An 11600-nucleotide genomic window follows, 5' to 3' on the forward strand; every position below is an offset into this window, starting at 1 on the left:
CTATGAAAAAGCAAGAAATACCAGAATTTACAGAACGCGAACTAGACCGTATTATAGAAATGGCTTGGGAGGATAGAACTACCTTTGACGCTATAGAAATGCAGTTCGGAATCAAGGAGCAACTTGTTATTGAATTAATGCGTCGTGAGATGAAAGAAAGTAGTTTCCGTATGTGGCGTAAGCGAGTGCAAGGACGTAAGACTAAGCATGCAGCAAAACGTGCTTATGGCATGGATGATGCACGCTTTAAATGCAGTCGTCAAAAACAGATTACACATAACAAAATTTCAAAAAGAAGGTAATACTATTGTATTTACTTTGAAGTAAGAGATCACCACTATGACAAAGAAAAAACCAGACCAGGTTGTTTATAATGAAGAGAAGGGTAAGTATGACGCTTCACTTACGCCCTATGCTACAAACTTAGGAGCACCAGCTATTGTGACTGATGATGTAACTACATGGAAAAACTCAAATATCAGTAAGGTTAACCACCAATTTAAGACTGAATATGAGGAGTTAAAGGCGCAGTATGAGGTGATGATGAAAAAGTTTGAATATAACAATCTCATCTATGCTGCAAAGTTCTCTTTTGAACCCATCGTAGGTGCAGTTTATCACCTATATCGTTATAAAAATGGAGAGCCTTTTTTGTCTTTAATCTCTCCAGAAGAATGTAATTGGGATTTTGCAGGCACCTTTGAACTAAAGGCCGATAAAATCTGGAACCGACTAGATACACCTAAAGAAGAAGAAAATGAAGAATAATTTACAACAAGCAACCATAGGTGGAGGATGTTTCTGGTGTGTAGAAGCTGTTATACAACGCTTAAAAGGTGTTTCTAATGTGGTTTCTGGATATGCAGGAGGGCAAGTCCCTGGACACCCTACCTATAGGGAGATTTGCTCTGGACTTACAGGGCATGCAGAGGTAATACAATTTGATTTTGACCCTGAAGTAATCACGTATACAGAGATACTCACCGTATTTCTTACTACACACGACCCTACAACCCTAAATAGACAGGGAGCAGATCGTGGGACACAATATAGATCTGTAATTTTTTATCACAATGATGAGCAAAAAGCACAAGCAGAACAAGTGATTAAGGTGGTACAAGAGTATTATGAGGATCCTATAGTTACTGAGGTTTCAGAATTACCTCTATTTTATGAGGCTACACAAGAACACCAAGATTACTATAATGAAAATAGACAGCAAGGATATTGTCGCGTAGTCATAGATCCTAAGGTAGCCAAGCTCAAAAAATTTTATGAGCATTTGCTCGCTTCTTAATACTGGAATAACAAATCGTAAGAAAGCCACATTACTCATAAACATAGAGCAATGTGGCTTTTTAAGTTGTGGTGGGATTAGTGCGCTTTCGCGAAAGCGTACCTCATTATCTTTCCATATTAATCAATCTGTAAATAAGAATTGCCGTACGCTTTGTGAGCATTTCTATAGTTTTAATATTTACAGTCTCACTAGGAGTATGCGCTCCCGTTCCCATGGTTCCCAGACCATCTAGGCAAGCCACATAAGCTGACACAAACGAAGTATCTGCTGCACCGCGCTTTCCAGGATCATAGGCCGCAACAGCAGGACCTCCCATATCTTGACTCACTTGGCTCAAAATTTCAAGCACTTCATAATTTTGAGGAGTAGGTTGCATTGCTGGATAACTATCTTCAAACTCGACAACGGCACTTGTATGCGGTAAATTATTTGCTACAATCTCACGCATTTTTGCACGTGCTTCTTCCTTCTGCTCTTCAGAGATAAAGCGAAGACCTCCTTGAACATATGCTGTTTGTGCAACTACATTTCCTTTTCCAAAAATACTTCCTTTGCTTTCTTCTGGGTTGAGCTCCATTGTGGTACCTCCCAGCATCATGCCTGGATTAAAAGACAGTAATTCTGGGCCTCTTACTTCATTATAGAAACCGTTGAGAATACGTGCAAGTTCAAAATTTGCTCCTGCTCCTACGCTTTCGCGAAAAATTCCGCTTGAGTGTGCTCTCTTTCCAGTAACTGTAACTTTCCAGTTAGAAGATCCTCGCCTTGCCACCGTAGCATTATCAAAACCTGTGGACGTTTCAAAACCTAAAGCGATATCTGAATTCTTTGCAGCATCTATCAAATCTTTCCTGCTTATTGTGAGTGGTTTTCCGGTACTTTCTTCATCACCTGTGAAGGCTACGGTGATTTGTGCATCGTCAAGTAATCCTGCTTCTCTAAGTGCCTTAAGTGCATATAACACAACAACATTACCACCTTTCATATCATTTGCGCCAGGACCTTTTGCAATAGAATCATTGACCATTTCAAATTGCTGAAACTCGCTATCGTTCTCAAAAACGGTATCTAGATGTCCTATAAGCAGCAATCGCTTGCCTCTTGTTCCTTCTGTCGTAGCAAATAGATGCCCTGCTCTATTCATCTCGGCAGGCATATCAATCCAATTTGTAGTAAAACCTATCTCTTTAAAAGAAGTAGAGAATACATCGCCCACTTCTTTCACCCCTTTTGTGTTGAGTGTTCCACTATTAATATTTACCACGTTTTTAAGAAACTCAATACTTTCCTCTGTGTGTTTTTCTACGAGGTTTACAATTTGTAGCTCTTCTTTTGATAATTGTTGTGTAGAAGATTGCGCATGGAGTGCTCCTGTTTTCGCGCAAGCAATCATTAAACTAATTACAATTAGAAATAATATCTGATGGTTCTTCATAGGTTTTAAGTTTAAGAGGCGATTATCTCAAAGATAATCAATGCTCAATGATTGAATTCTTGAGTTATTTTTCTTTTTTTTTCAAATGGAGGGTAGGAGTTTTTATAATTGGGTGGTTATATAACAAAGAATTAATCCTACTAAAAACAATGTTCCCCCGCTTTTTTGGATTAGTGAAAACTACTTTTGAGTACAATTTCAAAAAAAAGCTGAAAAAACCCTAAGAAATATTTTTCTTGGGGTTTTCTCTTTTTAATTACTCTTCTTTTTGAAAATACCTGATTCTGAACACATAAGAATCACGATGATTATTTAAGCTCAAGAAACGCATTACTTACAGGTAGGCATGATGAAAAAAAAGTCAAAAAAAAGTCAAAAAAATGCTTGATTTTTTTGGACGAGTGTAAAAAAGTTTTATATTTGCATCCGCTTACAAAAAGTAACACTCCTCAATAGCTCAGTTGGTTAGAGCATCTGACTGTTAATCAGAGGGTCCTAAGTTCGAGTCTTAGTTGAGGAGCTAGTAAGTAAAAGCCATACAGTCCGTATGGCTTTTTTTTGTGCCTTATTTTAAATGTGCTAAGTGACAAGTGTTAATAAATGCTCACTATATAAATTCTTACATAACCACCACCATAAGACCTAACGCTTGCAACCTCTTGAGCCAATTAAAGCGTTTTACGGCATCATCAGCCCTGCCGAAAGCATCATTACTAGAAATATTAAAAAAGATGATCAAGAGCTCTTGTATTTGCTAGCACAATGACTATACAAAGATTTAAAGATTATATCAAGAGTTGTCGTGAAAATCGGGAAACTATAAAGGAAGTTTTGTTGCTATTCCAAGCATCTAAGATTGCTCTGAAACAAAAAAAGCCTTTCCTACAGGAAAAGCTCTTCATCGGATTCAACTACAAATCCTACCACATGTGATGTGGCCAACACAACATCGTTAAAAGTAATCAATTACTTCTATAAACCAAAAAAAGCCCACGGACTGTGAGCTTTTTGTTGCGGTCTGGACGGGACTCGAACCCGCGACCCCCTGCGTGACAGGCAGATATTCTAACCAGCTGAACTACCAGACCGTTACTCCACTTTTTGAGACTTTGAGTATGTCTTAAATTTTTCAGTTTTTCAATCTCTAACTTTTTAATTAGAGAAGCAACATTGCTTTTGCTTCGTTGCGGGTGCAAATATACACTCGTTTTTTGATTACACAAACAAAAAATTAAAATTTTTAAATAAATTTTTGACGCTCCACTAAAAAGGTGGTGAGTATAGGTGCAAAACCTTTCTCAATCACCGCTGGAATATACTTGATACGATACTGAGCACAACGTAGTTGCAAGTTTTTAAAGTACGTCTCTACCGCGCTGGTGTAAATATCTCTGATATTATCTGCATATAAATTAATTGATGATCCACTCTCTACATCTACAAATTTACGCGGGCTATTATCAAATTTAAAGTCATATTCCTTCTCTTGACTATACGTATGAAAAAGAATCACCTCGTGTTTATTGTATTTAAGATGTTGCAACGCTTCAAATAATTGTTCTTGCTCTACATCATCTTGTAACATGTCTGAAAATAAAAATACCAAGGATCTACGTTTTAGCTTTTCGGCAATAAGATGGAGGTGCTTATAGGTCGCTGTTTTCTTTTCTGCTTTTGCAATAGCAGGATCTAGCACACCATTTAATTGATCTAATAACATATGGTGATGTCTATCACTTCCCTTCTCTCCCGTGTAAAATTCATAATCGTCACTATAAATACTCATTCCCACAGCATCACGCTGCTTTTTCATGAGATTCATAATAGCGGCACTTGCAAGTGCAGAGAAGCTTATCTTATTAAGATCTGTCACGCTGTGCTCCTTTACAGCGGGATAATGCATAGAACTACTATTATCTAATATAAGGTGGCAGCGTAGATTAGTTTCTTCCTCATAGCGCTTTGTATACAGTCTATCTGTTTTTGCATAGAGTTTCCAGTCTATATGCTTTGTACTCTCTCCAGGGTTATAGATTTTATGCTCTGCAAACTCTGCCGAAAATCCATGAAACGGACTTTTATGCATCCCAGAAATAAAACCTTCCACTACCTGACGCGCCAGCAACTCTAAGTTACCGAAGCCCGAAGTTTTGTTAAGTTCTGATTTGATATCCATTATGGGTACAATTTAAGTAGGTAAGATATATGTTTTGATACATTAAACACAAAGTGCGGAATAAATTCCGCACTTTGTGTTACTCATAAAATTATAAAGGAGACTATCCTTCATAAACCCCATCTGCAATCCCGTAGGCTACAGACTCCTCTGCACCCATCCAGTGATCACGCTGGAAATCTTTCATTATTTTTTCAAAAGTTTGACCACAGTTATCAGCAAGGATTTGTGCGCTCAATTCTTTTGTTTTTACAATTTCTTGTGCTGTAATCTCAATATCAGAAGCTTGACCACGTGCTCCACCAGATGGCTGGTGTATCATTACACGTGCATGTGGCTGTATAAAACGACGCCCTTTCTCTCCTACAGATAAAAGCAGTGAACCCATACTTGCCGCTAGACCTGTACAGATAGTAGAAACTGGACTTTTAATCATTTTAATAGTGTCATACATTGCAAAACCAGATGTTACATAACCACCAGGGCTATTAATGAACAATTGGATCTCACCATGACCTTGTGCATCTAGGTATAAAAGACGATCTATCACGTGCTTTGCACTTTTGTCATCTACCATTCCCCAGAGGAATATCTTTCTATCATCAAGCAACTGACTGTCAATTGCGTCTTGTACTTTCATTTTCTTTTCCATAAACATATGCCGCGATTACGGCTATTTATCGTTCCTGCCTAGACAGAAACCTCATCATTATTTTCTTTTAGTAATCAAAACTGCTAAGTGTTGTATTGTTTTGCTTTCGCGAAAGCGTACTCGTATAACAGCGCACTAAAAATACAAAAAGGCTTGGCACAGTGCCAAACCTTTCTGATAATCTTATAAAAAGCTTGGGCTTATAAAAGTCCGTCGATAGCTTCTGTGTAAGTTGCCTTAGGAGCAACGCCTACTTGACGTCCTACTACCTCACCGTTCTTAAACATAAGAACTGTAGGAATGTTACGCACTCCGTATTTTGCTGCAAATTCTTGGTTTGCATCTACGTCTACTTTACCTACTATGGCTTTACCTTCGTATTCTCCTGCGATCTCCTCGATAACTGGTCCTACCATACGGCAAGGTCCACACCAAGCAGCCCAAAAGTCTACTAATACAGGCTTATCGCTGTTTAATACTTGCTCTTCAAATGTCGCATCTGTGATTTCTAATGCCATAACTATATGTGTTTAATGTATTCTTATTAATTTCTGTTATGCAAACTTAGTCAATAATTAATCCAAACCTTACAACGCTTATATCAGCTTTGATTATAGCGTCATTGTGACAGTTTATCATACGTTCATTGACAGGATAACACTTATTATCGTCTATTACCAAAAACTTGTAACGCAAAGTATGCTAATGTAGCTAGCGAACCTATTGCAGCAACAAGGTACGTTCTTGCAGCCCACTTCAAAGCATCCTCTGCTCCATCATACTCTTGTGGTGTTACCATGTTTTCTGCTTTGAGCCAAGCTAATGCTCGGTTACTTGCATCATACTCTACTGGCAGCGTGATAAGACTAAATATAGTCCCCATAGCATATAGTGCAAGACCAATAATAGCCACAGTACCTCCTATTGAAGTAGACGCCATGAGCGCGACACCACCCATAATAACCCACATACTCATTTTTGAAGCAATGTTTACCACGGGTACAAGCTTGGATCGCATTTGCAACCAACTGTAAGCTGTAGCGTGCTGTATAGCATGACCTACCTCATGCGCAGCAACCGCTGCTGCCGAAGCATTGCGTTGCCCGTAAACCACATCACTAAGATTTACCGTCTTATCTCTAGGGTTATAATGATCTGTAAGCTGTCCAGCTACAGAAATTACTTTTACATCTGTAATTCCATTATCGGCTAGCATTTTTTCGGCAATCTCTGCTCCAGACATCCCGTTGCGCAGCTGCACTTCTGAATAAAATTTAAATTTACTTTTGAGCTTGTTGCTTACTAGCATACTCACAAGCCCGATAGCTCCTACAATAATATAGTAGCCCATATATCCTCCTAACATAGTCGTTTATTTTAAAGTTGTTTTTAGGTTTCTAAAGTTACAAAAGTATTATGCACAAATTAAGCCAAGATTACAATTCATCTTTTTATCATCAAGAGCCTCAAATACTCGGTGTAATAACAACTACATAAGATTATGGAATACATATGTTGTTTTTTAAAAGTACGCTTTCGCGAAAGCGTAACCCACAACCTATATTGCTAGCGGAACATATGGCACATCAAAAACCTCCGAAATCTCTTGATACACAACATCACCTCCTACGATATTGACTCCTTTTTTAAGAGTAGCATCTTTAAGGCACGCAGATTTCCAACCTTGGTCTGCAATTTTCAATACATAAGGCAAGGTCACATTAGTAAGCGCTACGGTGGAAGTATAAGGCACTGCACCAGGCATATTTGCCACGCAATAATGCACCACATCGTCTATAATAAAGACTGGACCTTCGTGCGTAGTAGGTTTTGAGGTTTCTACACAGCCACCTTGATCTACAGCAACATCTACAATTACGGTACCTGGACGCATCTCCTTGAGCATGTCTCGAGTAATAAGTTTTGGCGCTTTTGCCCCAGGAATAAGAACACCACCTATAATAAGGTCGTGCGTTTTTATATGCTTACGAATATTAAATTCATTTGAAAATTCTGTCACCACGTGTGGCGGCATGATGTCATTTACATGACGTAGTCGCTTCATGCTAATATCTAGGATGGTTACATGGGCACCTAATCCCGCAGCCATTTTTGCCGCTTGAATTCCTACTACTCCTGCTCCTAAGACTAACACCTTACCAGGACTCACTCCAGGAACTCCACCTAGAAGTACGCCTCGCCCTTTTACGGGCTTCTCTAGATATCGTGCTCCTTGCTGTATAGACATACGACCTGCCACTTCGCTCATAGGCGTAAGTAACGGGAGCGAACGGTCTTCCTCTTCAACCGTTTCATAGGCTATACATATAGACTCGCTGGCAATCATCGCTCTGGTGAGCGGCTCACTAGAGGCAAAGTGAAAATAGGTAAATACAATTTGATCTTTCTTAATGAGCTTGTATTCTGGCTCTATGGGTTCTTTTACTTTCACAATCATCTCTGCGCTGGCGTAGACCTCCTCAATCGTATCAAGGATTGTTGCACCCGCATCTATATAATGTTGATCTGTAAAACCACTATTAAAGCCTGCTGCTTTTTGAATATGTACACTATGACCTCTCTTTACGAGTTCATAGACTCCGCCGGTGGTGATACCCACCCTGTTTTCATTGTTTTTAATCTCTGTAGGAACACCTATTACCATTGCTTGAATTTTGGCGTCAAGGTAACAGCAACACGAAAAAATGCAGATTATAAAATCCTAAAAATCAAGGGCTATCACAATGATATTATTAAAAATACCTATGGATTTCTAGCAATCTGGAAATGTTATTTTTTACCGTATTTTATTTTAAAATAGAGTAATAAGAAAGAAGAGACTACAGTAATTGCATTTGCTAATATAATGGCGAGACTTTCTTTAAGAACTCCATAAACGAGCCAGAATACAATCCCTACAAAAAACATAGTAAACATAGGAAGACTCAGGCCTGAGACATCCTTAGTTTTCCAAGTTTGATACACCTGAGGCAAGAAAGCCGCCGTAGTTAGTGTAGCTGCAACCAGACCTATAATTTCTATGTTATCAATTCCTGCCATAGCAACAACGTATTATTAATGTAATTACAAAACAAAAGCCTGCTCGTGAGCTATTAGAACACAAGCAAGCTTTATATTACAGCTAGGTGTTACCCTACTATATTTACAATCTTACCAGGCACGATAATTACCTTTTTAGGCGTACGACCATCTAGATACATTTGTGTTTTCTCATTTGCCATGACTACTTTTTCTATCTCATCTTTAGATAGATCTAGTGGTAATTCTAGCGTAAACTTCATCTTCCCATTAAAAGAGATAGGATAGTTCTTTGCACTTTCTACAAGATGACTTGCATCAAATATTGGGAAAGCAGCCTCAGAGATACTTTCTGAGTGTCCAAGCTTGCTCCAAAGCTCCTCTGCGATATGCGGAGCATAAGGAGCGATGAGTATTACAAGAGACTCCAGCACTTCACGAGAAGTACACTTTTGTGCTCCTAACTCATTTACAGCAATCATAAATGTAGATACTGAAGTATTAAAACTAAAGTTCTCAATATCCTCTTCTACCTTTTTTATTGTTTTATGTAGAGTTTTGAGGCTGTCTTTACTTGGCGCCTCATCTGTTACATTAAAAGCTTCGTCTGCTCCATTGTGGTAAAGCTTCCAGAATTTCTTTAAGAAGTTATGTACTCCTGTAATTCCTGCCGTGTTCCAAGGTTTTGCTTGCTCCAGTGGCCCTAAGAACATCTCATACATACGAAGCGTATCTGCTCCGTATTGCTCACAGATTTGATCTGGATTTACGACGTTATACTTAGACTTAGACATTTTTTCAACCTCGCGGCCTACTTTATAAACACCATCTTCTAAGATAAACTCAGCATTTTTAAATTCTTCACGCCAGTTCTTGAAAGCTTCTACATCTAGTTCATCAGATGCGTTGACTAAGGAAACGTCTACGTGGATTGCTTGATAAGATTTTCCTTCTAACAACCCAGCAGAAAGAAATTTACTCGTTCCTTCCTCTCTATACACAAAAGCACTCGTCCCCAAAATCATCCCTTGGTTAATCATCTTTTGGAAAGGTTCATCTACACCTACGTGCCCTCTATCTTTTAAGAATTTCACCCAGAAACGTGAGTACAACAAGTGCCCCGTTCCGTGCTCAGATCCTCCTATGTATAAATCTACATTACCCCAGTAATCCATTGCTTCCTTTGAAGCAAAGACTTCATCGCGCTGTGCTTTCTCCATATATCTAAAGAAATACCAACTACTTCCTGCCCAGCCTGGCATGGTATTGAGTTCTAGCGGGTAAATCCCATTATCCTCGGAGTTCTCGACTGCGCTCGAACGGACATGGTCGTTTGAAACAACTTTATTATTCTTAGTATCCCATGCCCATACATCTGCACGGCCTAGTGGTGGCTCGCCTTCTTCTGTAGGCAGGTATTTCTCTACTTCGGGAAGTTTAATAGGTAAATGAGCAACGTCAATCATCTTTGGGATTCCGTTCTCATAATACACTGGAAATGGCTCTCCCCAGTATCGCTGGCGGCTAAAGACCGCATCACGCAATCTATAGTTTGTTTTACCTGCTCCTGCGCCTATTTTTTCTAACTCATAAATCGCAAGTTTTACGGCTTTCTTATATTTTAATCCGTTTAAGAAATCTGAGTTTGTGATAACCGTAGTTGCCTTATCTGAAAAAGCTTCTTCTGAGATATCTACACCTTCAAAAACATTAGGAATTGCAATATCAAATTTCTTTGCAAAGTCATAATCACGTTGATCACCACAAGGAACTGCCATCACGGCTCCTGTACCATAACCAGCAAGTACATAATCACCTATCCATACTGGAATAGGCTCCTTTGTAAAAGGATGCTCTGCATAAGCTCCAGTAAATACACCAGAGATGGTTTTTACATCTGCCATACGCTCACGCTCAGAACGCTTTGCAGTTTTTTCAATGTATGCTTCTACAGCTTCTTTTTGCTCTGGAGTAGTGATTTGAGCTACTAACTCATGTTCTGGCGCTAGTGTCATGAATGACACTCCAAAAATAGTATCAGGGCGAGTTGTAAATACTTCTACACTTTCGGCATGATCTTTAAGAGGGAATGTAACCATCGCTCCTACAGATTTTCCTATCCAGTTGCGCTGTGTTTCTTTTATTGATTCGCTCCAGTCTATTCCTTCAAGTCCTTGGATTAAACGCTCTGCATAAGCAGAAATACGCATAGACCATTGTGTCATTTTCTTGCGTATTACTGTGTGACCACCACGCTCAGAAACCCCGTTTACGATCTCATCATTTGCAAGTACGGTTCCAAGTGCTGGACACCAGTTTACTTCCGTTTCGGCGAGATAGGTAAGGCGATATTGTAAAAATATATCTTGTTGTTCTTTTTCTGTAAATGCATTCCACTGCTCTGCAGTGAATGGTGTGATATTATCATCACAAACAGCGTTTACCTCTGCATTTCCAGTTTTCGCGAAAGCGGAAACCAACGTTTCTATCGCTTCTGCTTTATCTGTATCCTTATTATACCAAGAGTTAAAAAGCTCTGTAAAAATCCACTGCGTCCATTTGTAGTACTCTGGATTTGAGGTACGCACCTCACGACTCCAATCAAAAGAAAAGCCAATTTTATCCAGCTGTTTTCTATACCCAGCAATCACATTTCCTTGATTATCTACACCGCCCTCAATATTCACCTTTGTAGTCACTGCAGGATGCTGCCCGGTCTGGATTGCATACTGCTCTGCAGGTAATCCAAAAGAATCGTATCCCTGTGGATGCAATACATTAAACCCCTTTAAACGCTTGTAACGCGAGTACACATCACTTGCAATATACCCAAGCGGATGACCCACGTGAAGCCCTGCCCCAGAAGGATAAGGAAACATATCAAGCACATAATATTTAGGTTTATCACTGTTATTTGACGCGTGAAAAGTGCCTTTATCTGCCCAGTATTGTTGCCATCTGGCTTCTATCTCGTTAAAGTGGTATTTCATTGTATATG

General features: G+C 39.2%; 11 protein-coding genes and 2 tRNA genes. 4 read left to right on the forward strand and 9 right to left on the reverse strand.

Annotated features, from left to right (window positions below; translation table 11 throughout):
* Positions 1-2: 2 nt before the first annotated feature.
* Genes SJY23_RS04040 through msrA form a run of 3 tightly spaced genes read left to right on the forward strand, consistent with a single transcriptional unit; the run spans position 3 to position 1297 of the window.
* Positions 3-302, forward strand: coding sequence for a TIGR03643 family protein (locus tag SJY23_RS04040; RefSeq protein WP_013750850.1), 300 nt, complete (start codon positions 3-5; stop codon positions 300-302).
* Between the two features lie 37 nt (positions 303-339).
* Complete coding sequence (locus SJY23_RS04045) at positions 340-768, forward strand: DUF2452 domain-containing protein (protein WP_396597544.1); 429 nt, start codon at positions 340-342, stop codon at positions 766-768.
* The gene (gene msrA, locus SJY23_RS04050; protein WP_396597545.1) at positions 758-1297 is read left to right on the forward strand and encodes a peptide-methionine (S)-S-oxide reductase MsrA; all 540 of its coding nucleotides are present in this window, start codon (positions 758-760) and stop codon (positions 1295-1297) included. The genes SJY23_RS04045 and msrA overlap by 11 nt, the downstream gene beginning before the upstream one ends.
* Before the next feature lie 106 nt (positions 1298-1403).
* Here msrA and SJY23_RS04055 read toward each other — a convergent pair whose 3' ends face one another.
* Positions 1404-2735 carry a M20/M25/M40 family metallo-hydrolase gene (locus tag SJY23_RS04055; RefSeq protein ID WP_396597546.1) on the reverse strand — a complete coding sequence of 444 codons (1332 nt, stop codon included), beginning with the start codon at positions 2733-2735 and terminating at the stop codon, positions 1404-1406.
* Between the two features lie 446 nt (positions 2736-3181).
* Between SJY23_RS04055 and SJY23_RS04060 the strand changes: the two genes are divergently transcribed.
* Positions 3182-3255 (forward strand) — tRNA-Asn (locus SJY23_RS04060).
* Between the two features lie 494 nt (positions 3256-3749).
* On the opposite strand, the gene SJY23_RS04065 is transcribed toward SJY23_RS04060, so the two are convergent.
* The 8 genes from SJY23_RS04065 to leuS all read right to left on the reverse strand — a co-directional run bounded on the left by SJY23_RS04065 (position 3750) and on the right by leuS (position 11592).
* Positions 3750-3823, reverse strand: a tRNA-Asp gene (locus tag SJY23_RS04065).
* Positions 3824-3975: 152 nt separating this feature from the next.
* On the reverse strand, positions 3976-4911 hold the full coding sequence (locus tag SJY23_RS04070; protein ID WP_396597547.1) for a DUF58 domain-containing protein: 936 nt from the start codon (positions 4909-4911) through the stop codon (positions 3976-3978).
* A gap of 103 nt (positions 4912-5014) precedes the next feature.
* On the reverse strand, positions 5015-5563 hold the full coding sequence (locus SJY23_RS04075; RefSeq protein WP_035338043.1) for a ClpP family protease: 549 nt from the start codon (positions 5561-5563) through the stop codon (positions 5015-5017).
* 200 nt (positions 5564-5763) lie between these two features.
* Positions 5764-6081, reverse strand: coding sequence for a thioredoxin (gene trxA, locus SJY23_RS04080; protein WP_035335387.1), 318 nt, complete (start codon positions 6079-6081; stop codon positions 5764-5766).
* Between the two features lie 146 nt (positions 6082-6227).
* The gene (locus SJY23_RS04085) at positions 6228-6929 is read right to left on the reverse strand and encodes a zinc metallopeptidase (protein ID WP_035335385.1); all 702 of its coding nucleotides are present in this window, start codon (positions 6927-6929) and stop codon (positions 6228-6230) included.
* 192 nt (positions 6930-7121) lie between these two features.
* Positions 7122-8228, reverse strand: coding sequence for an alanine dehydrogenase (gene ald, locus SJY23_RS04090; RefSeq protein WP_396597548.1), 1107 nt, complete (start codon positions 8226-8228; stop codon positions 7122-7124).
* A 125-nt stretch (positions 8229-8353) separates the two neighbouring features.
* A complete protein-coding gene (locus SJY23_RS04095; protein ID WP_396597549.1) occupies positions 8354-8623 on the reverse strand; it encodes a SemiSWEET family sugar transporter in 270 nt (89 codons plus the stop codon).
* A gap of 89 nt (positions 8624-8712) precedes the next feature.
* Positions 8713-11592: a leucine--tRNA ligase gene (leuS, locus tag SJY23_RS04100; RefSeq protein WP_396598096.1), complete on the reverse strand. Its 2880-nt coding sequence runs from the start codon at positions 11590-11592 to the stop codon at positions 8713-8715.
* Positions 11593-11600: the final 8 nt, after the last annotated feature.

Source organism: Dokdonia sp. R86516 (genome assembly GCF_044596715.1).
In the GTDB taxonomy this organism is placed as follows: domain Bacteria; phylum Bacteroidota; class Bacteroidia; order Flavobacteriales; family Flavobacteriaceae; genus Dokdonia.

Coding starts and splice junctions, on each gene's coding strand:
- SJY23_RS04040 (WP_013750850.1), top strand. CDS start 3: ATGAAAAAGCAAGAAATACCAGAATTTACAGAACGCGAACTAGACCGT.
- SJY23_RS04045 (WP_396597544.1), top strand. CDS start 340: ATGACAAAGAAAAAACCAGACCAGGTTGTTTATAATGAAGAGAAGGGT.
- msrA (WP_396597545.1), top strand. CDS start 758: ATGAAGAATAATTTACAACAAGCAACCATAGGTGGAGGATGTTTCTGG.
- SJY23_RS04055 (WP_396597546.1), bottom strand. CDS start 2,735: ATGAAGAACCATCAGATATTATTTCTAATTGTAATTAGTTTAATGATT.
- SJY23_RS04070 (WP_396597547.1), bottom strand. CDS start 4,911: ATGGATATCAAATCAGAACTTAACAAAACTTCGGGCTTCGGTAACTTA.
- SJY23_RS04075 (WP_035338043.1), bottom strand. CDS start 5,563: ATGGAAAAGAAAATGAAAGTACAAGACGCAATTGACAGTCAGTTGCTT.
- trxA (WP_035335387.1), bottom strand. CDS start 6,081: ATGGCATTAGAAATCACAGATGCGACATTTGAAGAGCAAGTATTAAAC.
- SJY23_RS04085 (WP_035335385.1), bottom strand. CDS start 6,929: ATGTTAGGAGGATATATGGGCTACTATATTATTGTAGGAGCTATCGGG.
- ald (WP_396597548.1), bottom strand. CDS start 8,228: ATGGTAATAGGTGTTCCTACAGAGATTAAAAACAATGAAAACAGGGTG.
- SJY23_RS04095 (WP_396597549.1), bottom strand. CDS start 8,623: ATGGCAGGAATTGATAACATAGAAATTATAGGTCTGGTTGCAGCTACA.
- leuS (WP_396598096.1), bottom strand. CDS start 11,592: ATGAAATACCACTTTAACGAGATAGAAGCCAGATGGCAACAATACTGG.